The sequence below is a fragment of the Streptomyces sp. R11 genome, assembly GCF_041051905.1.
Lineage (GTDB): Bacteria > Actinomycetota > Actinomycetes > Streptomycetales > Streptomycetaceae > Streptomyces.
Genome location: NZ_CP163432.1, coordinates 7,757,152 through 7,782,519 on the forward strand (window position 1 = coordinate 7,757,152; position 25,368 = coordinate 7,782,519).

18 protein-coding genes are annotated in these 25,368 nt (G+C 71.4%); 6 read left to right on the top strand and 12 right to left on the bottom strand.

Features of this window, described 5'->3' with window-relative positions:
• Positions 1-49: 49 nt before the first annotated feature.
• Positions 50-1,375, bottom strand: coding sequence for a nucleotide sugar dehydrogenase (locus tag AB5J55_RS35955; RefSeq protein WP_369274619.1), 1,326 nt, complete (start codon positions 1,373-1,375; stop codon positions 50-52).
• Positions 1,376-1,403: 28 nt separating this feature from the next.
• On the bottom strand, positions 1,404-2,876 hold the full coding sequence (locus tag AB5J55_RS35960) for a glycosyltransferase family 4 protein (RefSeq protein WP_369274620.1): 1,473 nt from the start codon (positions 2,874-2,876) through the stop codon (positions 1,404-1,406).
• A 157-nt stretch (positions 2,877-3,033) separates the two neighbouring features.
• Between AB5J55_RS35960 and wecB the strand changes: the two genes are divergently transcribed.
• The 4 genes from wecB to AB5J55_RS35980 are packed head-to-tail and all read left to right on the top strand — an operon-like array spanning position 3,034 to position 8,822.
• Entirely contained in the window at positions 3,034-4,122 is a 1,089-nt protein-coding gene (gene wecB, locus AB5J55_RS35965; protein WP_369274621.1) for a non-hydrolyzing UDP-N-acetylglucosamine 2-epimerase, read from the top strand.
• Positions 4,115-4,834 (top strand): class I SAM-dependent methyltransferase, encoded by a 720-nt coding sequence (locus AB5J55_RS35970; RefSeq protein WP_369274622.1) that lies wholly within the window; start codon positions 4,115-4,117, stop codon positions 4,832-4,834. The genes wecB and AB5J55_RS35970 overlap by 8 nt, the downstream gene beginning before the upstream one ends.
• On the top strand, positions 4,834-6,642 hold the full coding sequence (locus AB5J55_RS35975; RefSeq protein ID WP_369274623.1) for a hypothetical protein: 1,809 nt from the start codon (positions 4,834-4,836) through the stop codon (positions 6,640-6,642). The genes AB5J55_RS35970 and AB5J55_RS35975 overlap by 1 nt, the downstream gene beginning before the upstream one ends.
• Positions 6,639-8,822: a glycosyltransferase gene (locus tag AB5J55_RS35980; RefSeq protein ID WP_369274624.1), complete on the top strand. Its 2,184-nt coding sequence runs from the start codon at positions 6,639-6,641 to the stop codon at positions 8,820-8,822. The genes AB5J55_RS35975 and AB5J55_RS35980 overlap by 4 nt, the downstream gene beginning before the upstream one ends.
• 101 nt (positions 8,823-8,923) lie before the next feature.
• On the opposite strand, the gene AB5J55_RS35985 is transcribed toward AB5J55_RS35980, so the two are convergent.
• Both AB5J55_RS35985 and AB5J55_RS35990 read right to left on the bottom strand, forming a co-directional pair.
• Positions 8,924-10,270, bottom strand: a complete 1,347-nt coding sequence (locus AB5J55_RS35985; RefSeq protein WP_369274625.1) for an MFS transporter — start codon at positions 10,268-10,270, stop codon at positions 8,924-8,926.
• A gap of 200 nt (positions 10,271-10,470) precedes the next feature.
• Positions 10,471-11,136: a TetR/AcrR family transcriptional regulator gene (locus tag AB5J55_RS35990; RefSeq protein ID WP_369274626.1), complete on the bottom strand. Its 666-nt coding sequence runs from the start codon at positions 11,134-11,136 to the stop codon at positions 10,471-10,473.
• A 169-nt stretch (positions 11,137-11,305) separates the two neighbouring features.
• Here AB5J55_RS35990 and AB5J55_RS35995 point away from each other — a divergent pair, with 169 nt between their 5' ends.
• On the top strand, positions 11,306-12,190 hold the full coding sequence (locus tag AB5J55_RS35995; protein WP_369274627.1) for a shikimate dehydrogenase: 885 nt from the start codon (positions 11,306-11,308) through the stop codon (positions 12,188-12,190).
• Between the two features lie 44 nt (positions 12,191-12,234).
• Positions 12,235-14,052 (top strand): bifunctional sugar phosphate isomerase/epimerase/4-hydroxyphenylpyruvate dioxygenase family protein, encoded by a 1,818-nt coding sequence (locus AB5J55_RS36000; RefSeq protein ID WP_369274628.1) that lies wholly within the window; start codon positions 12,235-12,237, stop codon positions 14,050-14,052.
• Positions 14,053-14,062: 10 nt separating this feature from the next.
• Here the strand turns inward: AB5J55_RS36000 and AB5J55_RS36005 are convergent, their stop codons facing one another.
• The 8 genes from AB5J55_RS36005 to tal all read right to left on the bottom strand — a co-directional run bounded on the left by AB5J55_RS36005 (position 14,063) and on the right by tal (position 25,357).
• On the bottom strand, positions 14,063-15,529 hold the full coding sequence (locus AB5J55_RS36005) for a membrane-associated oxidoreductase (RefSeq protein WP_369274629.1): 1,467 nt from the start codon (positions 15,527-15,529) through the stop codon (positions 14,063-14,065).
• Between the two features lie 63 nt (positions 15,530-15,592).
• Positions 15,593-18,454, bottom strand: coding sequence for a peroxidase family protein (locus AB5J55_RS36010; protein ID WP_369274630.1), 2,862 nt, complete (start codon positions 18,452-18,454; stop codon positions 15,593-15,595).
• A 123-nt stretch (positions 18,455-18,577) separates the two neighbouring features.
• Positions 18,578-19,165, bottom strand: a complete 588-nt coding sequence (locus tag AB5J55_RS36015) for a histidine phosphatase family protein (protein WP_369274631.1) — start codon at positions 19,163-19,165, stop codon at positions 18,578-18,580.
• 6 nt (positions 19,166-19,171) lie between these two features.
• A complete protein-coding gene (gnd, locus tag AB5J55_RS36020; RefSeq protein ID WP_369274632.1) occupies positions 19,172-20,050 on the bottom strand; it encodes a phosphogluconate dehydrogenase (NAD(+)-dependent, decarboxylating) in 879 nt (292 codons plus the stop codon).
• A 1-nt stretch (position 20,051) separates the two neighbouring features.
• Entirely contained in the window at positions 20,052-21,734 is a 1,683-nt protein-coding gene (gene pgi / locus AB5J55_RS36025) for a glucose-6-phosphate isomerase (protein WP_369276383.1), read from the bottom strand.
• A 4-nt stretch (positions 21,735-21,738) separates the two neighbouring features.
• A complete protein-coding gene (opcA, locus tag AB5J55_RS36030) occupies positions 21,739-22,674 on the bottom strand; it encodes a glucose-6-phosphate dehydrogenase assembly protein OpcA (protein ID WP_369274633.1) in 936 nt (311 codons plus the stop codon).
• A complete protein-coding gene (zwf, locus tag AB5J55_RS36035) occupies positions 22,671-24,212 on the bottom strand; it encodes a glucose-6-phosphate dehydrogenase (protein ID WP_369274634.1) in 1,542 nt (513 codons plus the stop codon). The genes opcA and zwf overlap by 4 nt, the downstream gene beginning before the upstream one ends.
• The gene (gene tal / locus AB5J55_RS36040; RefSeq protein ID WP_369274635.1) at positions 24,209-25,357 is read right to left on the bottom strand and encodes a transaldolase; all 1,149 of its coding nucleotides are present in this window, start codon (positions 25,355-25,357) and stop codon (positions 24,209-24,211) included. Before tal ends, zwf begins: the two co-directional genes overlap by 4 nt.
• Positions 25,358-25,368: the final 11 nt, after the last annotated feature.

Below are 25,368 nucleotides of genomic sequence, written 5' to 3' on the forward strand. Positions count from 1 at the left end.
CCGAGAACGACAGCCACCGGCGAACGACAGCCCGGGCATCAGGCGACGGTCACAGGACCTCGACATCGGGCCGGAAGATCCGCCCCCGCGTGTCGAACAGCATCCGGGCCCCGTCGCCCAGGGCCGGCAGGTCGTAGGCCGAGTGGTCCTGGAGCAGGATCGTCAGGTCGTGCTCGCGGGCCGCCGCCAGGACGTCGTCCACGCGCGGGACGCTCGCCCCGTCCACGGACCACACCCGCACATGGGGGTCGTGGAACCAGACCTCGGCCTGCCGCTCCCGCAGCAGCCGTGCCACCGGCACCGCCGGCGACTCCCGTTGGTCGGCCACGTCCGGCTTGTAGGTGACGCCGAGCAGCAGCACCCGTGAGCCGTGCAGCGGACGGCCGGCGGTGTTGAGGAGGTCCTGGGCGCGGCGCACCACGTACTCCGGCATCCGCCGGTTGATCTCCTGGGCGAGCTCCACGAAACGGAACTCGTAGCCGAGCGAGGAACGCACCTTGTACGACAGGTAGTTGGGGTCGATCGGAATGCAGTGTCCGCCGACCCCCGGACTGGGCCGGAACGCCTGGAAGCCGAACGGCTTCGTGCCGGCGCAGCGGATCGCGTCCCACAGGTCGACGTGCAACTCGTGGCTGATCACGGCCAGTTCGTTGACCAGGGCGATGTTCACATGCCGGTAGGTGTTCTCCAGCAGCTTGGCCATCTCCGCCTCGCGGGTGCCCTTCGCCTGGACGACGGTGTCGACGAGCTTGCCGTAGAAGGCGACCGCGCGCGCCGCACAGGACGGCGTGCAGCCGCCGACCACCTTCGGCGTGGTGCGCAGCCCGTGCGCGGTGTTGCCGGGGTCGATGCGCTCGGGCGAGAACGCCAGCGCGACGTCGACGCCGACGCGCAGCCCGGACTCCTCCAGGAGCGGGCGCACGACCTCCTCGGTGGTTCCCGGATAGGTGGTCGACTCCAGCACGATCAGCTGTCCGGGCCGCAGCCGGGCCGCCACCGTCCGCACGGCGGAGGTGACCGCGGCCAGGTCGGGCCCGCCGTCCTTGCCGAGCGGCGTCGGCACACAGATCACCACGGTCTGCGCACTGGCCAGACAGTCCTCGTCCGTGAACGCGTTGAACCCGGCCGCCCGCATCCGGCGGACGTCATCGTCGGAGACGTCGTCGACATGGGAGTGCCCGGTGTTGAGCGCTTCCACGACCCGGGGGTCGCGGTCCAGCCCCACCACTCTCAGGCCGACCGACGCCGCCTCACGCGCGAGCGGCAGTCCGACGTAACCGAGCCCGATCACCGCCAGATCCACGTGATCGGGCCGTTCTGCTTCCCCGAGCGGTTCGCTCTCTTCCCCGAGCGGTCCAGTCTGTTCGACCTGCATGGGACTCACCCCGCATCAAGGCCTTGCTTCAAGGCGTCGCATCAAGGCTGCCCAGAGCGCGGTACGCCTCACGGGTTGTGGCGGCGACTCGCTTCCAGGTGCGGTCACGCGCGACCGTCGCGCGGGCGGCTGCTCCCCACTCAGTGCGCCGTTTTCGACTGTAAAGGAGTATTTCGATCTCATCAGCCCAGGAATATGGTGATTCAGGCTTGATCAGCCTTCCGTTAACCTCCGGTTCGATCAGTTCTCGCAGCGCGGTGACGTCGCTCGCGGCCACCGGAACACCGCTCGCCATCGCCTCGACCGGCTTGAGGGGGGTCACCAGATGGCAGACGCGCTCGTCGGTGCGTGGCATCGCGAACACATCCAACACCGCGTGGAATTCCCGCACTTGGGCGTGTGGTACCCGGCCGGTGAACAGGACGACGCCGTCGGCGAGGCCCAGCCGGGCGGCAAGTCGCTCCAGTGCGGGGCGCTCCGGGCCGTCGCCGACGATCAGCAGCCGCAGCGGGACTCCACGCCGAATCAGTTCTTCACCCGCATGGAGCAATGTGCCGATGCCCTCGAGCGGGGTGAGGCTGCTGACGGTGCCCACGACGAACTCGTCCGGCGCGATGCCGAGCCGGGCGCGCACGGGTGCCCCGTCCGGCGGTGGGGCCAGGAAGCCGTCGTCGACGGCGTTGGGTGCGATCAGCACCCGCTCCTCGGGCACCCCGCGGTCCACGATCTCGGCCTTCATCGCCTCACCCAGCGTCAGCACCAGGTCGGCCTCGCGCATGCAGGTCGTCTCCAGGGCGCGTCGCGTCCGGTACGTCGCGTCGTCCCGGCTGCGGCCCGGCGCCTGCGTCAGCCACGTCTCCTCCAGGAAGCCCCGCACCTCGTAGACCACCGGCAGCCGGTACGTCTCCCGAAGGGCGAGCGCCACGCGCCCGTTGCCGTGGTCGGACGCGGCGTGCAGCACCGCGGGCCGCAGCCGCTCCACCAGCCGGGCGGCCAACTCGGCGTTGCGGGCCAGCAACGCGGCCTGCCCGTACGGCAGCCGCAGCGGCAGCAGCCGGTGCTGCGGGATGCCGTTCACGCACTGTGACGGGCGGGCGTCCAGCATCCCCTGGGTCACGGGAAAGCCGATCCGGGTGACCACATGTGGGTCGAGGCCGGCCGCCAGCTGGGCCTCGGCGAGCTTCTGCGTGCGCACGGTGTAGCCGGCGTGCCGGAACGGCAGCCCGTTGGTGACCAGATGGAGCACCCGGCCCGGCACAGGTTGAAACGGCCGCCCCCAGGGCGCGGGCACCCGCACGGCGGCGGGCGCCGCGGCCGGCCCCGCGGCCAGGGCGCGTCCCTGCAGCCGCCGTTCGAGCGGCCGCAACCCGCGCCGCGCACGCCCCGGCATCAGACGCACGGCCAGCAGCGCCGCCCGCACCGGGTCCTGACGCAGCTCGCCAAGCGCCACGGAGGCGGCCAGACTGATGGCCCGAGGAACATAACGAACATAGCGAGACATATCGCCAAGGTAGGCCGCAACGTCGGCCACGGCCCACCAGCCTGCACCGGGCCGACGACATCGGCCGCGAGGGAGCCGAAGGGCTGAGCACGATCGCCGTCTCGACACCGGCTGAAAGCGCCCGCAGGCGACCGAGCCATCAACACGGAGGCAAACCATGAACGGCTGCGTACTCCACGTGGTCGGCACCCGGCCGAACTTCGTCAAGGCCGCGCCGGTCGTCGCCGCTCTGGGCGCCGCGGGCTGCGACCAGGTGCTCGTGCACACCGGCCAGCACTACGACGAGCGGATGTCGGACATCTTCTTCCGGCAACTCGGCCTGCCCGAACCCGACACCGACCTCGGCGTGGGCTCCGGCAGCCACGCCCGCCAGATCGCCGACCTGCTGGTGGCCCTGGAGGCCGAACTGACCGCCCGCTCACCCGCGCTGGTCACGGTGTACGGCGACGTGAACTCGACGCTGGCCGCCGCGCTCGTCGCCTCCCGCCTGGGCGTCCCCGTGGCGCACGTCGAGGCCGGACTGCGCAGCTTCGACATGGCGATGCCGGAGGAGGCCAACCGGCGGCTGGTCGACCAGCTGGCGGAGCTGTTGTTCGTCACGAGCCCCGAGGCCGTCGGCCACCTCGCCCGCGAGGGGATCGCCGCCGAGCGCGTGCACTTCGTCGGCAACCCGATGATCGACACCCTGCTCACCCATCTGGACCATTTCGACCCGACGGTCGCCCGAACGGCCCATCGACTGCCCGAGCGATACGGCGTCGTCACCCTGCACCGGCCCGCCAACGTCGACGACCCGGAGGCCGCCGCTGCCGCCGCCCGCGTCCTGGCGGAGGCCGCCCGCCACCTGGACCTGGCCGTACCGCTGCACCCGCGTGGCCGGGCGGCGCTGAGTGCGGCGGGCCTCGCGGACGCGTCGGGCATCCACCTCCTCGACCCCCTCGGTTACGTCGAGTTCATGAGCCTCGTGCGGGGAGCCGCCGCGGTGATCACCGACTCGGGCGGCGTGCAGGAGGAGACGACCGTCCTGGGCGTTCCGTGCCTGACCCTGCGCACGACGACCGAACGCCCCGTCACCGTCACCCACGGCACCAACCGCCTTGTCACACACGGGGAGTTGGTGCCCGCGCTGCGCAAGGTGCTGGACGGCGGGGGAGTGGCGGCGAGTGAGGGGCCGCCGCTCTGGGACGGCCGGGCGGGCACCCGTATCGCCCGGGTGCTCACGACGTGGCTGGAGCGCCATGGCTGACGACACGCGCACGCACGACGACACGCGGCCGCACGACGGAACGCGTCCGCACGACGACATGCGCCCGCACGACGGAACACGCCCGCACGACGACATGCGGACGTACTGGGACACCCGGCACGCCGACCATGACGAGCTCGCCTCCGGCGGGCACATCGGACTGGACCGTTCGGGCAACGAGATCTTCTACGCCCAGCGGCTCGGCACCCTGCTCACCCTCGTCGGTGACCTGTCCAGCCCCGCCGCCCCGCTCTTCGTGCTCGACGCGGGCTGCGGCAAGGGGTACTTCGCCCGCGCCCTGGCCCGCTGCGGCCATCGGGTGGACGCCTTCGACGCGAGTCCGACCGCCGTGGAGCACGCCCGCGCCGAGGGCGGCGGCCCGCGCTACGCCGTCGCCGCGCTCGACGAGTGGCGCAGTCCGTGGCCGTACGACATCGTTGTCTGCGTGGACGTCCTGTTCCATGTACTGGACGACCAGGCGTGGGCGGCCGGTCTGCGCAACATGGCCTCCCTCATCCGCGTTGCCGGCCGCCTGATCGTCACCGACGAGGACACCGCCGATCGCACGACCCGCGGCGACTACATCGTGCACCGCCCGATCGCCGCCTACCGCGCCGAACTAGAGCCGCTCGGCCTGCGGCACACCCTCTTCAGGCCGTACGGCTTCCGGGAGAACCGGGTCGGCTTCCACGTCTTCACGAGGACCCGCTGATGCGCCTGACCGACCTGCTCCATCCGCACCTCGACGGCGTCACGACGGTGGTGGACGCGACCCGAGGCGCGCTGAGTCTGGAGCCGTACCTGCACCTGCCCCCCGGTGTCGCCCTGCGCGGCGACGAGGAACGACCCGTCACCGAGGGGGAGCTGGCCCTCCTGTCCTACGGTCCCCGAGCCGAGCTGCACGGCGGCGAGGACGCCGTTCGTGCGGTGCTGGCGCGGATGCGGCCCGGTGCGCGCGGGCTGATCGTGTTCGGCCACGGCGGCTCCGAACTCCCCTACCACCGGCTCCTCGACCATCTGGTGGCCCACCACTGCCAGGTCCTGCGCGCGGCACCGCTCGACTACGTTCATCTGCACGCCGGCGCGGTCATCGCCCGCACCGACGAGCTCCTGCCGCCGCACGACTTCTTCGGCCGGCCCGTGCCGTCCGACGGCTACGCCACCGCCCTGCGGATCGCCGACGAGTACGTCTTCGCCGACCTCGCCTCCCGGTCCCTGCGCGCCCGGGTGCTGGACCTGGAGCGGACCGTCGAGGAGGCGGAGCACACGCGGGCCGCCGCCGGGCAGGACGGGCTGGCCGAGCGGCTCGCCGCCGCCGTACGGGAGAAGGAGCAGCTGGCCGCCGCGCTGCGTGCCGCCCGTGACCGGGTCGACGTACTGCAGGCGCGCGTGGCCATGCTGGAGGGCTCGACCTCGCTGAGGGTCGGAAAGGCGCTGGTGTCGGCCGCGCGCTCGCCGAAGCGGGGCGCGGCCCGGCTGCCGGGGGAGCTGTACGGACTGTGGCGCGGGAGGCGCCGCACCGCCGGGCAGGCGCCCGCAAACGCGCCGCAGGCCCGGACCGAGCCGGACGCGCCTGTCGACGACCGGTTCCACCTCGCGTACCGCGCCCTGACCTCGGCGCCCCGCGACCGCCTCGTCGTCGCCGGGATCCTCACGCCCGCCACCGCCGAGGACTTCGCGGCCGACGCGGTCGTCAACCGGCTGCTGCCCCATGACGGACGGCTGCTCGTCCAGCGCACCGACCCCGACGTGCTCGTCGTGCAGCTGAGCGCCTGCACGGGCGACGGACCCTGGTGGCTCACCGGCACCGGCCTCGCCCCCGACCTGGACCGCACCCTCGCCGAACTCCTGGCCGAGCAACGGGTGCTGGGCCGGTCGGCCGTGCTGTGGCGGGACGGTCCCGCCTCCGCCGCGCCCGGCCTCGCCCGGCTCGCCTGGGACGCGGTCATCGACACCGACACCGGCGTACGGCTCGCCCGGCTGGACCCGGCCGCGGAGGGCAGGGAGCGGCTGCGCGAGGTGTTCCGGGAGGACAGCACCCGGGTACGGCTGTCGCAGCTGGCGCGGCTCGCCGGGGCCCCCGATCCGCTGGACGAGCGGCGCGTCGCCGTGCTGGCCGCGCCCCGGGACCGTACCGACGTCGCCCGGCTCGTCGGGCAGGTGCTCGGCCAGTTGCACCGCCCGGTGGAGGTCGTCGTACCCGATCCGGCGGGGCTGGACGAACTCACCGCCGCCGGAGTGACCGTACGCCGGGGGCAGCCCCGGGCGTCCTGGGTCGCCGACTGGACGGACCTCACCGAGGACCGGCCGGACACCTTGCTGCTCGATCTCATGTGCGCCCAGGAGTACTCCGGCGCCGACGCGGTGGGCCACACGCCGACCGCCGACGACTACGTCTTCGTACCGTCGCTGCGTCCGCTGCTGGTACGCCGGTCGCTGCACATGTCCGGTACCGATCCCGGCAGTTGGGCGGGGCAAGGACACCGTCTGTTCGCCGTACGCGGGAAGGAGCCGTCATGAGCCGTACGCTGCGGGCACTCGTCTACGGCGACGTCGACCTCAACCTCATCGACGGCTCCGCCGTGTGGGCCCAGTCGACGGTGCAGGCGCTGTCCCGGGCGGGCTGCGAGGCCCGGCTGCTCCTCAAGTCGCCCGTCCGCACGGGACGGTTGACCGATCCGCTGGCCGAGCTGCCCCGGGTCACCCTGGTGCGCCCGCACGAGGAGCGGCTGCTGCCGGGACCGGCCGACCGGCCCATGTCGCCCGTGCAGGCGTCGCAGGTGCTCACCCGGCTCGACGAGGAGGCCCCCTGCGACCTGCTGGTGCTGCGCGGCCGTCGGCTGGTCACGCGGGTCGTGGCCGACGGCGTGTTCGACGGCAGGATTTGGGCCTACCTCACCGACATCCCGCAGTCCGCAGCCGAGATGACCGAGGCGGCCCGCGCGGAACTCGGCCGTATCGCCGAGGCCTCGCAGCGGCTCCTGTGCCAGACCGAGGAGCTGCGCTGCTTGCTGGAGACGTGGGTGCCCGAGGCGTACGGCAAGTGCGTGCTGAGCCCGCCCGCCGTGCCCGAGCCGGACTTCCCGATGCCTGAACGTGACGCCCCGCACGATCCACTGCGGCTCGTCTACACCGGCAAGTTCGCGCCCCGCTGGAACACCCTGCCCATGACCCGGCTGCCGGAACTGCTCGCCCGGCGAGGCGTCCCCGCCGAACTGCACACCGTCGGCGACAAGATCCACGACGACCCGGGACACCCCGACTTCCAGGCCGAGATGGCGCGTGCGCTGGCAGGCGCCCCCGGCGTCCGCCACCACGGCGGACAGCCCCGCGAGGAGGCCATGCGCATCGCCGCGGACTGCGACGTGGGCCTCGGCTGGCGGGACCCGGTGCTCGACTCCAGCCTCGAACTGTCCACCAAGGTCCTGGAGTTCGGCACCCTCGGCCTGCCCGTTGTCCTCAACCGCACCCCGGCGCACGAGGCGCTGCTCGGCACCGACTATCCGCTGTTCGTGCCGGGACGCGCCGGACTCGACGACGCCGCCGAAGCCGTCGCGAGGGTCGCGCGCGAGCCGGAAGCCCGGCGCCTTGCGGCCGACCGTTGCCGCGAGGCCGCCCGCCACCACACCCTGGACGGCGCGGCCGAGCGCTGGCGCACTCACCTCGACCGCGCCTTCCCGGCCCCGCCCACCGCGGTGACGGCCCGTCAACGGCCCTTGCGCGTCGGAGTCGCCGGGCACGACCTGAAGTTCCTCACCCGCCTGCTCGACCACCTCCGCTCACTGCCCGGCCTGGAGGTACGGGTCGACGCCTGGCCGGCGCTGTCCCGCCATGACCCGGAGGCCAGCCGTGAACTCGCCGACTGGGCGGACGTGGTGGTCGTCGAGTGGTGCGGCCCGGCCGCCGTCTGGTACAGCCGCCACAAGCGGCGCGGCAGCCGGCTCGTCGTACGGCTGCACCGCTTCGAGCTGGACGCCGGGTGGCCCCGGCAGGTCGACATCGACGCCGTCGACCGGGTGGTGTGCGTCAGCCCGTACTACGCCCGCCGCACCCGCGAGCACACCGGCTGGCCCGCCTCCAAGGTCGTGGTCGTCCCCAACTGGGTGGACACCGACCAGCTGGACCGTCCCAAGGCGCCGGGCGCCCACCACCGCCTCGGCATGATCGGCATCGCGCCCAGCCGCAAGCGCCTCGACCTCGGCCTCGACGTGCTGGAGGCGCTGCGCGCCCGCGACCGGCGCTGGCATCTGTCGGTCAAGTCCAAGCCGCCCTGGGAGTACTGGTGGATCTGGAACAAGCCCGAGGAGCGTGAGCACTACGACGCCGTACTGCGCCGTATGCAGACCTCGCCGCTGCTGGAGGGCGCCGTCGTCTTCGACGCGTTCGGCCCGGATGTGGCGGGCTGGCTGCGCAGGGTCGGACATGTGCTGTCCACCAGCGACGACGAGAGCTTCCACCTGGCACCCGCCGAGGGCATGGCCTCCGGCGCCGTACCGTCGCTGCTGCCGTGGCCCGGCGCGGACGAGATCTACGACCGGCGGTGGATCCACGACAACCCCGAGGCCATGGCGGAGGCGATCGCCGAGCTCGGGGAGGAGGGCTGGCGGTCCGCGGGCGAGCTGGCCCGCGCACAGGTGCGGGACGGCTTCTCCCTGGAGCGGGTGGCCGACAGTTGGACGGAGCTGCTGGTGTCGGGGTGACAGCGCCGGTCCCGAGCCGCCGACAGCCCGGGTCCCCGGAGCCGTCACGGCGTCCGGGGGCCAGGCAGTTCGCACAAGGGCGGCGCACGGTCGGCGCAGGGTCAGGCCGTGACCTTCTCCGGCTGGGTCACGTTCCGGGGCCCGCGCTCGCCCAGCAGCTCCGTCGGAACCTTCGCCGTCTCGCGGGCCGAGAGCGCGGCCACGACCGGCGGCACGCACAGGGCCGCCGTGAAGAGCGCCACCGCGGACCAGTTGTCCCCGTCCGGGCCGGCGATCTGCGCTGCGAAAGTGACCGCGAACCCGGCGACCGCGAAGCCGATCTGGGTGCCGATGGCCATGCCGGACAGGCGGACCCGGGTGGAGAACATCTCACCGTACAAGGAGGGCCATACACCGTTCGCGGCGCTGTAGACCACTCCGAAGGCGACGATGCCGAGCAGCAGGGTCAGCGGGTAGGAGCCGGTCGAGATCGCCCACAGGTAGAGGAACATCGTCACCGCGCTGCCCGCAGCGCCGATCAGATACACCGGGCGGCGGCCGATGCGGTCCGACAGCGTGGCCCACAGCGGGATCGCGGCGAGCGCGACCAGGTTGGCGAGAGCGCCCACCCACAGCATGGATGACCTGCTCATCCCGACCGAGTCGCTGGTGGCGTACGACAGCGCCCACACCGTGAAGATCGTGCTGACCGAGGCGACCAGGGCACCCGCGATCACCCGCAGCACATCCGCCCAGTGCTCCCGCATCAGCACCGCGAGCGGCAGCTTGACGACGCCCTCGGCGGCGGCCTGTTGCTCGAAGGCGGGCGTCTCCTCCAGCTTGCGGCGGATGACATAGCCGACGACGGCGACCGCGATGCTCATCCAGAACGGCACCCGCCAGCCCCACGACAGCAACTGCTCCTCCGGGAGCGCCGCGACCGGGATGAAGACCAGGGTTGCCAGCAGCTGCCCGCCCTGTGTGCCGCTCAGTGTGAAACTGGTGAAGAAGCCGCGCCGATGCGGTGGCGCGTGTTCCAGGGTCATCGAGTTGGCGCTGGCCTGCTCGCCCGCCGCCGAGATGCCCTGCAGCACCCGGCACAGCACCAGCAGGACGGGCGCGAGGGTGCCGACCTGGTCGCGGGTGGGCAGACAGCCGATGAGGAACGTCGACACGCCCATCAGGATCAGCGTGAAGACCATGATCTTCTTACGCCCCAGCCGGTCGCCGAAGTGACCGAGGAACAGCGCGCCGATCGGCCGGGCCGCGTACGCCACACCGAACGTGGCCAGCGACAGCAGGGTCGCGGTCGCCGGGTCGGACTCGTCGAAGAAGACCTCGGGGAAGATCAGCGCGGCGGCGCTGCCGTAGATGAAGAAGTCGTAGTACTCGAGGGCGCTGCCGATCCACGCGGCGGTCGCGGCTTTCTTCGGTTGCCCGGGCGGGGCCTGGGGGACGGGGACGGACACGGCGTGCTCCTTCGAGGGGACTCCAACGTAAGCGGAGTGAGCGGAAACGAGGGACTACCAGGGAAGGGGAGAAGTGCCGGATCCCGGCTAATTAACCCACTGGGTAGTTAGTAGCGGTGGCTACGGATGTTGCGCCGACGTTTCCCGGGTGTCAAGAGGTGCTGCCGTACGAACCTCGGTCCGCTGCTGGGCCCGTCGCCTCAGTCGGCCGCGCGCTCCGCCGTCAGATACGCGATCACCATGTCGCCGAGCATCGCCCGGTAGTGCTCGCGCTGGGCCGGATCCACCAGGTCACGGCCGAACAGGGCGCCGAAGGTGTGCCGGTTGGAGACCCGGAAGAAGCAGAAGGAGCTGATCATCGCGTGCAGGTCGACGGCGTCGACGTCGGCCGTGAACAGGCCGGACCGCTGTCCCGACTCCAGGATCCGGCGGATCACGTCCAGGGCCGGTGAGCCGATCTTGCCGAGCTTCTCGGAGGCGGCGATGTGCTCGGCCCCGTGGATGTTCTCGATGCTGACCAGGCGGATGAAGTCCGGGTGCCGCTCGTGATGGTCGAAGGTCACCTCGGCCAGTCGACGGATGGCCGCGACCGGGTCCAGATGCTCGACGTCGAGCTCCTGCTCGGCCTCCCGGATCACGCCGTACGCCCGCTCCAGCACGGCCGTGAACAGCTGTTCCTTGCCGCCGAAGTAGTAATAGATCATCCGCTTCGTGGTCCGGGTGCGGGCGGCGATCTCGTCCACGCGGGCGCCGTCGTAACCGGCGCGGGCGAACTCCTGCGTCGCGACGTCGAGGATCTCGGCCTGGGTGCGGGCGGCGTCACGGATCCGCCCGTTGCTGCGTGCCGGCTCTTCGACGCTGGTCATCGGCTTCCTTCGGCGAGGGGTGAGCGCGCCCCGGTGGCCCACCCGCGTGCCGGTGATTGTAGAAGCCCGGTCGCTCCGCGCGCCGGGTCAGGCCTTCCCAAGCCCCGGCTCGCCTGCTATTACTAACTCACCAGTTCGTACATTAGTGAGCCGCTCAGGAGGTCCCCCGGTGGCCAAGGACGCCAAGGACTCGTATCTCGTCGGGCTGATCGGCTCCGGCATCGGTCCGTCGCTCAGCCCGGCGCTGCACGAGAGGGAGGCCGACCGCCAGGGCCTGCGCTACCTGTACCGGCTCATCGACATCGACGTGCACGGTGTCCCGCCGGAGGCGGCGGGCGACCTGCTGCGGGCGGCGCGCGACCTGGGCTTCGACGGGCTCAACATCACGCACCCGTGCAAGCAGCTCGTCATCGAGCACCTGGACGCGCTCACCCCGCAGGCCGAGGCGCTCGGCGCGGTCAACACCGTCGTCTTCGAGGACGGCCGGTCCGTCGGCCACAACACGGACGTCACCGGCTTCGCCGCCTCCTTCGCGCGGGGCCTGCCCGACGTGCCGCTGGAGCAGGTCGTGCAGCTCGGCGCCGGGGGCGCGGGCGCAGCAGTCGCGCACGCCATGCTGACCCTCGGCGCCGAGCGGGTCACCCTGGTCGACGCGCTGGCCGACCGCGCCGCCGATCTCGCCGCCGCCCTGAACCGGCACTTCGGCGCGGGCCGCGCGGCCGGCGCCGCCCTCGACGCGCTGCCCGCACTGCTGACCCACGCCGACGGCCTGGTGCACGCCACCCCCACCGGCATGGCCGCCCACCCCGGGATGCCCCTGCCGGCCGAGCTGCTCCACCCGGGACTGTGGGTCGCCGAGGTGGTCTACCGCCCGCTGGAGACGGAACTGCTGCGCACGGCACGCTCCCTCGGGTGCGCCACCCTCGACGGCGGCGGCATGGCCGTCTTCCAGGCCGCCGACGCGTTCCGCCTGTTCACCGGACGCGAGCCCGACAGCGCGCGCATGCTCGCGGACATCGCCGAGCTGGCGGACGCCGTGGGAACCCCGAGCTAGCAAGAGCCAGGAGAACAGGAAGAGCCAGGAGAAGAGGTACCGGCATGCGCACGTCCATCGCCACCGTCTCCCTCAGCGGATCCCTCACCGAGAAGCTCACGGCCGCCTCCCGGGCCGGCTTCGACGGTGTGGAGATCTTCGAGAACGACCTGCTGGCCAGCCCCCTCACCCCCGAGGAGATCCGCGCCCGCTGCGCCGACCTCGGTCTCACCATCGACCTCTACCAGCCGATGCGAGACATCGAGGCCGTGCCCGCCGACGAGTTCGCCCGCAACCTGCGGCGCGCCCGGCACAAGTTCGAGCTGATGCGGCGGCTCGGCGCCGACACCGTCCTCGTCTGCTCCAGCGTGCACCCGCGCGCGGTGGACGACGACGCGCTCGCCGCCGAGCAGTTGGGGCAACTCGCGGACCTGGCCCAGGACTTCGGTATCCGCGTCGCCTACGAGGCGCTCGCCTGGGGACGGCATGTCAACACGTACGACCACGCCTGGCGCATCGTCGAGGCCGCCGACCACCCCGCGCTCGGCACCTGCTTGGACAGCTTCCACATCCTGTCGCGCAGCTCCGACCTCAAGGACCTCGAAGGGATCGCGGACATCCCCGGCGAGAAGATCTTCTTCCTCCAGCTCGCCGACGCCCCGCTGCTCGCCATGGACGTCCTGCAGTGGAGCCGCCACTACCGCTGCTTCCCCGGCCAGGGCGGCTTCGACGTCGCCGGACTGGTCCGCCACGTCCTGCGCACGGGATACGACGGCCCGCTCTCCCTGGAGGTCTTCAACGACGTCTTCCGTCAGGCCGAGGCCGGCCCGACCGCCGTGGACGCCCTCCGCTCCCTGCTGGTCCTCCAGGAGGAGGCCGGCCGGACCACGCCGCCCGCTCCCGTCGTCCCCACCGGCGTCGCCTTCGCCGAACTCGTCACGCCGGACGCCGGCCCGGTCTCGGCCGTACTCGGCGCCCTCGGCTTCACCCGCACCGCACGGCACCGCAGCAAGCCGGTCGACCTCTGGCAGCAGGGCGGGGCCCGTGTTCTGGTCAACACCCAAGGCTCGGCACGCCGGGACGGGACCGGCCTCGCCGCGATCGGCCTGGAGTCCCCGGACCCGATCGGCGCCGCCCACCGCGCCGAGGCCCTCCTGGCCCCGGTCCTGCCCCGCCGCCGCACTCCGCAGGACGCCCCGCTGGACGCGGTCGCGGCCCCCGACGGCACGGAGCTCTTCTTCTGCGCGACGGACCGGCCCGAACTGCCGAACTGGCGTGCCGACTTCACCGACACAGGGCACGCCGAGCAGGGCACGGGGCACGCCGAGCAGGGCACGCGGGATCCGGGAGTGACCCGCATCGACCACCTCGCCCTCGTCCAGCCCTGGCACCACTTCGACGAGGCGACCCTCTTCCACCGCAGCGTCCTCGGCCTGCACCCGCAGGAGAGCGTCGACGTCGCCGACCCGTACGGCCTGATGCGCAGCCGCGCCGTCACCAACCCCGACGGCAGCGTCCGCATCGCCCTGAGCGTCGGCGCGGCACCCACGGACGACACCGTGCACGCCCAGCACATTGCGCTGGCGACGGACGACGTGGTCGCGGCCGCCCGCCGCTTCCGGGAGTCCGGCGGCCGGCTGCTGCCGATCCCCGCCAATTACCACGACGACCTGGCGGCACGGTACGAGTTCGCGGACGGCGAGCTGGAGACGTACCGCGAGCTGGGCATCCTCTACGACCGTGACGCGTACGGGGAGTTCCGGCACTGCTACACCGTGACGGTCGGCCGGGTCTTCTTCGAGCTGGTGCAGCGGGACGGCTACCGGGGTTACGGCGCCCCGAACGCGCCCGTGCGGCTGGCCGCGCAGCACATCGCGCGGTGACTGCGCCGGCCTACTGTCGACTGACGGTCCGCGTCACGCCGGCGATGACCGTCGTGGCGAGGATCCAGCCGGTGAGGACGAGGACGTAGGCGAGGGCCTGCTGCCCGCCCTCCGGGGCGAAGGCCGGTTCCTGTCCGAAGGAGATCACCGGCAGCAGCAGGTCGAGGGTGTAGAAGACCGGGTTGAACTGCGGTGCCTCGTCCGCCTTCAGGGGCGGCGGCGTGTGCACCGCGAACGCCACGGAGCCCACGGCGAGCAGGGACAGCAGCCAGCCCAGGGCGCGCATCGGCCGGAAGCCGTAGCCGACGGTGGCGTCCTGGACGTGGCCCCACAGGCGGCCGTACCAGGGGAGCGTGGTGCGGTGGCGGCGCTGTTTGGCCAGCTGGACGAGCCGGGCGCCGTCTTCGTCGCCGGTACGGCGGTATGCGGCGGTCAACTGCTCGTATCCGTGCGGGTCGAACGTGTCCTCGTCCCGCTCCAGCATGGGCAGCCGAAGCTCGGGCGACACGTGCGGGGTCAGGGACGTGTACGTGAGGTCGAGGAGGCGGACCTGGTCCGGGAGCATCTCCGGATCCAGGTTGAGGTGCTCTATCTGCGAGCGGCGCAGGTTGAGCCTGCCCTCCATCGGGGTGCCCCCGCGCAGCCACACCTCGCCGATGACACAGCTGCTCGCCCGCATCGCGGTGCCGCCGGGATTGGACAGCCTGCTGTACAGCAGGTCGAGTCGACCGGGAATGCGGGCGCCGCGCAGGTCTATGCGGCCTCGCGTGCTCAGGCGTCTGCCCAGGACGTTGGCGCCCACTTCGAGGGCCTCGGCGCTCAGGACGAAGCCGTCGGGATGGCGGAGCTCGGCGTTCTCCAGGCGGAGCGAGCCGCTGATCGTGGCGCCGTTCAGCCGGATCTCCCCGCGCGTGCGCAGCCGTGTCGCGCACAGGTCCTCCCCGATGGTCACCTGGTGGAGCTGGAGGACCGGATCCTCGGTCCCCTCCGGCGCGGTGACCTCGGTTCCCTCCAGATACAGCGCCCCGGCGACCTGCGCCCCGCCGAGCCGTACCGGCCCGCGGAACCGGCAGCCCATCAGCCGCAGCCCACCGTCGACCCGGACCCGGGCGGACGCCAGACCGGGCAGCTGGGACCCGGTCAGATTGAGGTACTTCAGCTGGGCGCCGGACAGATCGGGCACGTCCTCGAAGTGGCAGTGACTGAGACGCACGATGCTGTCCACCGTCGCGTACCGCAGGTCCAGCACACCGGTGATCCGCGCGCCCGCCACCTTGAGGGCGGCCACCTCACCGCCCTCCGTCGGGCCGTTGAGCAGAAGTGCCCGCAACACCGTGGCGCGGACGGTCCGTTGGGGCCCCCAGTCGGCGCCCTCGGCCGGGTTCTCCTCTCCCGCATCGCGGAAATCCACAGCCGCGCCCTTGGGGAAGGCCTCCCATACCGCGCGCTCGGCCGGCGTCAGATCGTTGATCTCCATCAGCCGGGACTCTGACGCCGGCCGCCGAACCTGTCAACTCACCGCTGTTTCACCCTGGCTCGTTCAGGACGAGCCACTCGTCGGCCGCACCGCCCGCCAGGGCGCGAACGCGCTCGCCCCGCGCGGCAGCAGCGCCGCAAGTTCCGGGCAGTGCCGCAGGATCACGGAGTTCAGGCCGCCCCGCTCGACCCAGTCGATGCCCAGCGGCGTGTAGACCTCCGGCCGATAGTCGACGGTGAGGAAGCGGTCGGACTGCAGACGCCGGCTCGCCATCAGGATGAACACCCGGAACGCGGTGTCGCTGAAGCCGAACCCGGTCGGCGGGTTCTCACCGAACAGCCCTACGACGGTGTCGATCTCGTCGACCGAGCGGTACACCTCCTTCAGCCGCGCCAGCGTCTCGGCGTTCTCCGTCAGCTCCTCGAAGGAGCGCAGGCGGGGCTTGTGCAGCCCTTCGCGGAAGTCGTTGTAGCGCGGGACGCCACGCCGCCGGGTCCGGACCAGGTCCACCACCGACAGGTCGATGATCTCGCCCTCGCGCTCGAACTGCTGCAGGGAACGCGGGAAGTTGTGGAGAGCGATCGCGCCGGGGTGGGCGATGCCGAACGAGTACAGGCTGTTCGCGAGCCCCGTCTTGCGGATCTGCGCCTCCGCCGCGCCGCCCTGGATGTCCAGGAAGCCCACCGTCTCCAGGCGCTGCCCGAGTTGGTGCTCACGCAGCTCGAAGTCGTCCGGGATCAGCGGGTGCATGCGGTAGACGGTGACGAAGTCCTCGGTGAGGGAGTACGGCGCGGTGTGGTGGTCCGGCAGGGTCCTGGGGATGCCGGTCAGGGAGTGCGACTCGAACAGCCACAGCCCGAGCTGGTTCAGCCAATTCTGCGGCGGCCCCTGCCAGTTGGTGTGCAGGGCGATGTCGATCGCCTCGGTGGCGAGGATCGCCGGCGTCCACTCCACCGTGTGGATCTTCGCGATCAGGGCCGAGACCACCAGACGGGCCGTCTGGTGGATCCGCTCCTCGCTCATCGTCGGATACTCGGCCCGCAGCGCGGCGCACACCGCGTTGTGCTCGCGCGCGAACAACGTGTGCATGGCGCTGAGGCCCATCCACCAGCTGTCGTTGAAGCCCGTCAGCGGAATCCCGCCGTTGCCGCCGTTCGGCAAGTGTCCGTCCTCCAGGCGGAGTTCGGCGCGGCCTTCGGCCTCGCGCAGGAAGCGGGCGGTCTGCTCGTCGGCGCCGTACACCTCGGAGCCGTCCCACCAGTGCGAGGCGGTGTTGGCGAACAGGATCGGCGGGCTGCCCGGCACCTCGATGCCCTGGTTCTCCGCGAACCGCATCACGTTCTCGCCGGGCCCGCCGGGCGTGTTGTGCCACGGTCCGCTGCCGGGCGGCAACGGGACCTCGACACTGCGCTCGCCAGGCCTGTGGCGGCGGTGGTTGACCCAGTCGTGCACCTGGAACTGGATCCAGGCGGCGGCCAGCACGTTCAGCGAGGTCGCGGGCAGGAAGCTCTCGCGGTACAGGAGTTGCCGGCTGACGGTTACCGGGTTCGGGGTGTCGAAGAGGTCGGGACGGAAGACGGGCTGCAGATTGCGGCCGAAGGCGGCGCCGACGGCGCCCATGCCCGGGGCCGACAGGTCGTTGTACGTCCCGTCGTACGACCGCTCGCCGCGCAACCTCTCCGGGATCGGCTCGGGCACCCGCTGCGCGCGCGGCGGCGCCTCGCGCGGTTCGGTGTCGATCAGGTTCAGCCGGCGCAGCACCTTGCGCAGGAACACCAGGTTCAGCAGGCTCGCCCGCGTCGGCAGCCGGTGCCACGGCACAGACCGGTTGAGCAGCGCGAACGCCGCTTCGACGGGACGGCCGAGGACCTTGTTGCGGACCGGCTCCTCGGTGACGAACCGCAGGCCGAGCCGGTGCGCGCTCGACGCCTGGTACGCGGCCTTGCGGGCCCGGTTGATGTTGCCGAGCGGCCTGAACTCCTCGGTCGTGTACCAGGGGTTGAAGCTCAGGTCCTCGATGCGGCGGGCGATCGCGCGCGCCTCGGCGCAGTCCAGGTCCTGGCCGGGAATCGTGAGCCGGGCGACGGGAAGCGCGGGCGCCACCCCGTCCGTCCACTCCACCGAGGCGTCCTCGACCGGTGTGTGCCGCTCGTCCACGAACCGCTGCACGCACAGGTCGTACTCGACGGCGCCCTGCGTCAGCCGACGCGCGAACTCACGGTGCAGGAAGTCCGGGTCCTGTCGGTCCGGCGCGGGCCCCGGCGGGGTGCCCGGCGCGGGACGGAACAGGAACCGCACCGGCCCCGCGTCGCCCCACAGCATCGCGCCCCGGCTCCAGTACGTCTCGTAGGCCAGCGAGTCGACGGTGTGCCGGGCAGCCGCCTGCACATTGCGCCGCATCCGGTTGGCGGTGCCGAGTCCCACGGCGAGCGGCAGCTTCACGAACAGCCCGAACGCCTTCTGCACCGGACTGCGGGCGCCCGCCATCGCCTTGGCGAAGGCCACGAACTCCCGGGCGTTGCGGGCGTGCGAGACGGGATGGCTGGTCGCCAGCAGATCGTGGCTCTCCTCCTCCGACACCCTCACCCGAACGGCCGCCCCCCGCAGATCCGGCGAGCCGTCGCCCTGCCGGATGCCGCTCGCGTTGGACAGCCGTACGATCGCCGGATACTCGGCGCCGGGCTGGGCAAAGCCCACGCGCAGCGCTGCCGGGAGGTCGTCGTGGAAGCGCAGCCGCGCGTTCTCCACGGCCACCGGTGCCTTGGCGTGGAAGGCGCGGGTGACATCGCCGCCCCCGGCACGCCGGTTCCTGACCTGCACGTCCATCAGCTCACGCGCCAGCCGCTCGAACACCAGGCGTTCCGCCTCGGGACTGCCGCCCTCGTACCGTTCGTAGCGCTGCTCGTGCTGCCCGGACTCGGCCATCGGAGGTCTTCCTTCGTACGACTGCGTACGGGGACTTCAGCATCCCAGCAACCCCACGGGGCCGCATCCGCAGTGGGCGTGGGGTTGACGCCCACTGCGGATGCGGCCCGGGCCTTCGTCGGTCTACGCCCTGGTGTTCCAGGCCGCGATCACGGGCCGCCCGTGCTCCGTCGACAGGCGGCTCACCGTGCCCGTCGCGAGCTGGAACAGCCGGCCGTCCGCGGGTGCGAGGCCCAGTCGCCGGGCCGTGACGACACGCAGGAAGTGACCGTGCGCCACGAGGATGACGTCGCCGTCCAGCAGCGCCACGTCCACCCGGGCCAGTACCCGGTCGGCGCGTGCCCCCACCTCGGCCGGTGACTCACCGGAGTGGCCGTCCGGTCCGGGCGGCACTCCGTCGGTCCACAGGGACCAGTGGGGGCGGGAGCGGTGGATGTCGACGGTGGTGACGCCCTCGTAGCCGCCGTAGTCCCACTCATGCAGATCGGGCTCCGGTACGGCCCCCGTCACGCCCGCCAGTTCGGCCGTGCGGACCGCGCGGCGCAGCGGGCTGGTCAGCGCCAGTGAGAAGGTCCGGCCGGACAGCAGCGGAGCCAGGGACTTGGCCTGTTCCTCGCCGTCCTGGGTGAGGGGCAGGTCGGTCCAGCTGGTGTGCTGTCCCGACCTGCTCCACTCCGTCTCACCGTGGCGGACCAACAGCAGATCCCCCACGGCTGACTACTCCTTCGACTCGACGGCGTGCCCGCCGAACTGGTTGCGCAGCGCCGCGATCATCTTCATCTGCGGGGAGTCGTCCTGGCGGGACGCGAACCGCGCGAACAGCGAGGTGGTGATCGCCGGCAGCGGCACGGCGTGGTCGATGGCCGCCTCGACGGTCCAGCGGCCCTCGCCGGAGTCCTGCGCGAAGCCCTTCAGCTTCTCCAGGTGCTCGTCCTCGTCGAGGGCGTTCACCGCGAGGTCCAGCAGCCAGGACCGGATGACCGTGCCGTCCTGCCAGGAGCGGAAGACCTCCCGGACGTTGTCCACCGACTCGACCTTCTCCAGCAGCTCCCAGCCCTCGGCGTAGGCCTGCATCATGGCGTACTCGATGCCGTTGTGGACCATCTTCGCGAAGTGCCCGGCGCCCACCTTGCCCGCGTGGACGTAGCCGTACGGCCCCTCCGGCTTGAGCGCCTCGAAGATCGGCTTGAGCCGGTCGACGTACTCCTTCTCGCCGCCGACCATCAGGGCGTAGCCGTTCTTCAGACCCCACACGCCGCCGGAGACGCCCGCGTCGACGAAGCCGATGCCGTGCGCGCTGAGTTCCTTGGCGTGCTGCTCGTCGTCCGTCCAACGGGAGTTGCCCCCGTCGACCACCGTGTCGTACGGCTTGAGGAGGCTCCCCAGCTGGTCGATCACGAGCTGGGTGGGCCGGCCGGCCGGGACCATGACCCAGACCGTGCGCGGCGCGTCGAGCTGGTCGACGAGGTCGGCCAGGCTCGCGACGTCGGACAGTTCGGGGTTGGTGTCGTAGCCGACGACGGTGTGGCCGGCGTTGCGCAGGCGCTCGCGCATGTTGCCGCCCATCTTGCCGAGACCCACAAGACCGATCTGCATGTCAGTTCACTTCCTCCTGGACGCCCTGCGCGTCCGATGCGTTCTTGAGCGAGCGGTACGCGGCCACGAGGGCGGCCGTGGACGGATCGAGACCGGGAACCTCGGCCCCTTCGGTGAGGGCGGGCTCGACGCGCTTGGCGAGGACCTTGCCCAGCTCGACGCCCCACTGGTCGAAGGAGTCGATGTTCCAGACGGCGCCCTGGACGAACACCTTGTGCTCATAGAGGGCGACCAGCTGGCCGAGGACCGACGGGGTCAGCTCGGGGGCGAGGATGGTGGTGGTGGGGTGGTTGCCTTGGAAGGTGCGGTGCGGGACCTGCTCCTCGGGCACGCCCTCGGCCCGCACCTCGTCCGCGGTCTTGCCGAAGGCGAGCGCCTGGCCCTGGGCGAAGAGGTTCGCCATCAACAGGTCGTGCTGCGCCTTGAGCTCGTCGCTCAGTTCGGCGACCGGCCGGGCGAAGCCGATCAGGTCGGCCGGGATCAGCCGGGTGCCCTGGTGGATCAGCTGGTAGTAGGCGTGCTGCCCGTTGGTGCCGGGCGTGCCCCAGACCACCGGCCCGGTCGTCCAGCCCACGACCTGTCCGTCCCGGTCCACCGACTTGCCGTTGGACTCCATGTCCAGCTGCTGGAGATAGGCGGTGAACTTCGACAGGTAGTGCGAGTACGGCAGCACCGCATGGGATTCGGCGGCGCAGAAGTTGCCGTACCAGATACCCAACAGGCCCATGATCAGCGGGGCGTTGGACTCGGCGGGCGCAGTGCGGAAGTGCTCGTCGACGGTGTGGAAGCCGTCGAGCATCTCCCGGAAGCGGTCCGGGCCGATGGCGATCATCAGGGACAGGCCGATCGCCGAGTCGTAGGAGTAGCGGCCGCCGACCCAGTCCCAGAACTCGAACATGTTGTCCGGGTCGATGCCGAAGTCCGTGACCTTCTCGGCGTTGGTCGACAGCGCGACGAAGTGCTTGGCGACCGCCTTGTCCTCACCGCCGAGCCCGGCCAGCAGCCAGGAACGGGCCGACGTGGCGTTGGTGATCGTCTCGATCGTGGTGAACGTCTTGGACGCGACGATGAACAGCGTCTCCGCCGGGTCCAGGTCCCGCACCGCCTCATGCAGGTCGGCGCCGTCGACGTTCGACACGAACCGGAACGTCAACTCCCGTGCGGTGAACGGGCGAAGAGCGTCGTACGCCATCGCCGGACCGAGGTCGGAGCCCCCGATGCCGATGTTGACGACGTTGCGGATCCGGCGGCCGGTGTGGCCGGTCCACGCGCCGGAGCGGACGCGCTCGGCGAAGTCGCTCATCTTGTCGAGCACCGCGTGCACCTTGGGCACGACGTTGTCGCCGTCCACCTCGATCACCGCGTCCCGCGGCGCCCGCAGCGCGGTGTGCAGCACCGCCCGGTCCTCGGTGACGTTGATCCTCGCGCCGCGGAACATCGCGTCGCGCAGCCCGAACACGTCGGTGGCGGCGGCCAGTTCCTGGAGCAGGGCGAGCGTCTCGTCGTTGATCAGGTGCTTGGAGTAGTCGATGCGCAGATCACCGACGCGTACGACGTACCGCTCGGCGCGGGAGGGATCGGCCGCGAACAGCTCACGCAGCCGCGGGCGCTGCAGCGCGTCCTCGCGGTGGTCCTCCAGGGCCCCCCACTCGGGGCGCTGGGTGAGACGGGGTGTGTCGGACAGCGGGTCAGACATGGTCAGGGGTCTCCTTGGTGGCCTCGCCCCGCAGGGCGACGGCGTACATCTCGTCCGCGTCGAGGCGCCTGAGCTCCTCGGCGATGAGTTCGGAGGTGGTGCGGACCTTCAGCGCGAGGGTGCGCGGCGGCTGGTCCGGCAGGGTCAGCGTGGCCAGCGGACCCTCGGGGCGGTCGATGACGATCTCGCCGTTCTCGGTGCCCAGGCGCACGCCGGTGACGACCGGACCGGCGGTGACGACCCGCTCGGCGGTGACGTGGAGGCGGGCCTCCAGCCAGCGGGCCAGCAACTCGGCGGCCGGGTTGTCGGCCTCGGCCTCCACGGCCGCCGAGATGATCGGCACCCGGGCCTGGTCCAGGGCCGCGGCGAGCATGGAGCGCCACGGGGTGAGCCGGGTCCAGGCGAGGTCGGTGTCGCCGGGCGCGTAGGAGCGCGCGCGGGCCTCCAGCTCGGCCTGCGGGTTCTCGGTGGTGTACAGATCGGTGATCCGGCGCTGTGCCAGCGCCCCCAGCGGATCCTTCGCCGGGTTCTCCGGCGCCTCCACCGGCCACCACACCACGACCGGCGCGTCCGGCAGCAGCAGCGGCAGCACCACCGAGTCGGCGTGGTCGGACACCTCGCCGTACATGCGCAGCACGACCGTCTCACCGGTGCCGGCGTCGGCGCCCACCCGGACCTCGGCGTCCAGGTGCGAGCGGGTGCGGTCGCGCGGGGTGCGGGCGTGCCGCTTGATGACCACCAGGGTGCGCGACGGGTGCTCGTGGGAGGCCTCCTCGGCCGCCTTGATCGAGTCGTAGGCGTTCTCCTCGTCCGTGACGATGACCATCGTCAGGACCATGCCCACGGCCGGCGTGCCGATCGCGCGGCGGCCCTTCACCAGCGCCTTGTTGATCTTGCTTGCCGTGGTGTCGCTCAGGTCGATCTTCATGGCCTGCGCCAGCTCCGTCCGTCTCGTGCGAGCATCTCGTCGGCTTCCTCGGGTCCCCAGCTCCCGGACGCGTACTGCGCCGGCTTGCCGTGTGTGTCCCAGTACTCCTCGATCGGGTCGAGGATCTTCCAGGACTCTTCCACTTCCTGGTGACGGGGGAACAAATTGGCGTCACCGAGGAGGACATCCAGGATGAGCCGCTCGTAGGCCTCCGGGCTGGACTCCGTGAACGACTCGCCGTACGCGAAGTCCATCGTCACGTCCCGGATCTCCATGGACGTGCCCGGCACCTTGGAGCCGAACCGCACCGTCACGCCCTCGTCCGGCTGGACGCGGATGACGATGGCGTTCTGGCCGAGCTCCTCGGTGGCGGTCGAGTCGAACGGCGAGTGCGGCGCCCGCTGGAAGACGACCGCGATCTCGGTGACCCGCCGCCCGAGCCGTTTGCCGGTGCGCAGGTAGAACGGCACGCCCGCCCAGCGCCGGTTGTCGACGTTCAGCCTGACGGCGGCGTACGTGTCGGTCTTCGACCGCGCGTCGATGCCGTCCTCCTCGAGGTACCCGACGACCTGCTCGCCGCCCTGCCAGCTCGCCGCGTACTGCCCGCGCACGGTGTGCCTGCCCAGGTCCGCCGGCAGCTTGACGGCCTTGAGCACCTTCAGCTTCTCGGTGAGCAGCGACCCGGCGTCGAAGGCGGCCGGCTCCTCCATGGCGGTCAGCGCCATCAGCTGAAGCAGGTGGTTCTGGATGACGTCCCGCGCCGAGCCGATGCCGTCGTAGTAGCCCGCCCGGCCGCCGATGCCGATGTCCTCGGCCATCGTGATCTGCACATGGTCGACATAGGAGCGGTTCCAGATCGGCTCGAACATCTGGTTGGCGAACCGCAGCGCCAGGATGTTCTGGACGGTCTCCTTGCCCAGGTAGTGGTCGATCCGGAAGACCTGCTCCGGGTCGAACACCTCGTGCACGATCGCGTTCAGCTCACGGGCGCTCGCGAGGTCGTGCCCGAACGGCTTCTCGATGACCGCCCGCCGCCAGGATCCCTCCGGGGCGTCCGCCAGGCCGTGCTTCTTCAGCTGCTGCACGACCTTCGGGAAGAACTTCGGCGGTACGGAGAGGTAGAAGGCGTAGTTGCCGCTGGTACCGCGGGCCGTGTCCAGCTCGTCGACCGTCTGGCGCAGCTGCTTGAACGCCTCGTCGTCGTCGAAGTCACCCGGGATGAACCGCATGCCCTCGGCGAGCTGCTGCCAGACCTCCTCGCGGAACTCCGTACGGGCGTGCTCGCGCACCGAGTCGTGCACGACCTGCGCGAAGTCCTGGTCCTCCCAGTCCCGGCGGGCGAACCCGACGAGTGAGAAGCCCGGCGGCAGCATGCCGCGGTTGGCGAGGTCGTACACGGCCGGCATCAGCTTCTTGCGGGACAGATCGCCGGTCACACCGAAGATGACGAGCCCGGACGGGCCCGCGATACGCGGCAGACGGCGGTCGCGCGGGTCGCGCAGGGGGTTGTCCCAGTCCCAGTCCCGGTCGGCGGTCATTCTGCGTCAGCTCCCTTGCTGCCGAGCGACTTCCGCACGGCGTCCAACAGGTCCTGCCACGCCACCTCGAACTTGGCGACGCCCTCGTCCTCCAACCGGGTGACCACCTCGTCGTAGGAGATGCCGAGCGCCTCCACGGCGGCCAGGTCGGCACGGGCCTGCGCGTAGCCGCCGCGCACCGTGTCGCCGGTGATCTCGCCGTGGTCGGCGGTGGCGTTCAGGGTGGCCTCGGGCATGGTGTTGACGGTGCCGGGCGCGACCAGCTCGTCCACGTACAGGGTGTCCTTGTACGCCGGGTCCTTCACGCCGGTCGAGGCCCACAGCGGACGCTGCTTGTTGGCCCGGGCACCGCCGAGGGCGGTCCAGCGCTCACCGCCGAAGACCTCCTCGTACGCCTCGTAGGCGAGCCGGGCGTTGGCGAGCGCCGCCCGGCCCTTGAGCGCGAGGGCCGCGTCCGTGCCGATCGCCGCCAGCCGCTTGTCGATCTCGGAGTCGACGCGGGAGACGAAGAAGGACGCCACGGAGTGGATGGCGGAGAGGTCGAGGCGGTTCGCGGCGGCCCTCTCCAGACCGGCGAGGTAGGCGTCCATGACCTCGCGGTAGCGCTCCAGGGAGAAGATCAGCGTCACGTTGACGCTGATGCCCTGGGCGATGACCTCGGTGATGGCGGGCAGCCCGGCCTTGGTCGCCGGGATCTTGATCATCACGTTGGAGCGGTCGACCAGCCAGGCGAGCTGGCGGGCCTCGGCGACGGTGGCCGTCGTGTCGTGGGCGAGACGCGGATCGACCTCGATGGAGACCCGGCCGTCCCGGCCGCCCGTCGCGTCGTACACGGGCCGCAGGATGTCGGCGGCGGCCCGCACGTCGGCGGTCGTCATCATGCGCACGGCCTCGTCGACCGTCACGCCCCGCACCGCCAGATCGGCGAGCTGCTCCTCGTAGCCCTCACCGGAGCCGATGGCGGCCTGGAAGATGGACGGGTTGGTGGTGACGCCCACGACGTTCTTGTTCGCGATCAGCTCGGCGAGGTTGCCCGACTCGATCCGCTTGCGCGACAGGTCGTCCAGCCAGATCGAGACGCCTTCGTCGGAGAGGCGCTTGAGGGCTCCCGCGGTAGCGGTGGCTTCGGTGCTCACAGTGTTCATCTTCTTTCTGG

What these genes read in the sequence shown, in the direction of transcription:
- AB5J55_RS35955 (WP_369274619.1), bottom strand. Translation starts at nt 1,375, where the DNA reads ATGCAGGTCGAACAGACTGGACCGCTCGGGGAAGAGAGCGAACCGCTC.
- AB5J55_RS35960 (WP_369274620.1), bottom strand. Translation starts at nt 2,876, where the DNA reads ATGTCTCGCTATGTTCGTTATGTTCCTCGGGCCATCAGTCTGGCCGCC.
- wecB (WP_369274621.1), top strand. Translation starts at nt 3,034, where the DNA reads ATGAACGGCTGCGTACTCCACGTGGTCGGCACCCGGCCGAACTTCGTC.
- AB5J55_RS35970 (WP_369274622.1), top strand. Translation starts at nt 4,115, where the DNA reads ATGGCTGACGACACGCGCACGCACGACGACACGCGGCCGCACGACGGA.
- AB5J55_RS35975 (WP_369274623.1), top strand. Translation starts at nt 4,834, where the DNA reads ATGCGCCTGACCGACCTGCTCCATCCGCACCTCGACGGCGTCACGACG.
- AB5J55_RS35980 (WP_369274624.1), top strand. Translation starts at nt 6,639, where the DNA reads ATGAGCCGTACGCTGCGGGCACTCGTCTACGGCGACGTCGACCTCAAC.
- AB5J55_RS35990 (WP_369274626.1), bottom strand. Translation starts at nt 11,136, where the DNA reads ATGACCAGCGTCGAAGAGCCGGCACGCAGCAACGGGCGGATCCGTGAC.
- AB5J55_RS36000 (WP_369274628.1), top strand. Translation starts at nt 12,235, where the DNA reads ATGCGCACGTCCATCGCCACCGTCTCCCTCAGCGGATCCCTCACCGAG.
- AB5J55_RS36005 (WP_369274629.1), bottom strand. Translation starts at nt 15,529, where the DNA reads ATGGAGATCAACGATCTGACGCCGGCCGAGCGCGCGGTATGGGAGGCC.
- AB5J55_RS36010 (WP_369274630.1), bottom strand. Translation starts at nt 18,454, where the DNA reads ATGGCCGAGTCCGGGCAGCACGAGCAGCGCTACGAACGGTACGAGGGC.
- gnd (WP_369274632.1), bottom strand. Translation starts at nt 20,050, where the DNA reads ATGCAGATCGGTCTTGTGGGTCTCGGCAAGATGGGCGGCAACATGCGC.
- opcA (WP_369274633.1), bottom strand. Translation starts at nt 22,674, where the DNA reads ATGAAGATCGACCTGAGCGACACCACGGCAAGCAAGATCAACAAGGCG.
- zwf (WP_369274634.1), bottom strand. Translation starts at nt 24,212, where the DNA reads ATGACCGCCGACCGGGACTGGGACTGGGACAACCCCCTGCGCGACCCG.
- tal (WP_369274635.1), bottom strand. Translation starts at nt 25,357, where the DNA reads ATGAACACTGTGAGCACCGAAGCCACCGCTACCGCGGGAGCCCTCAAG.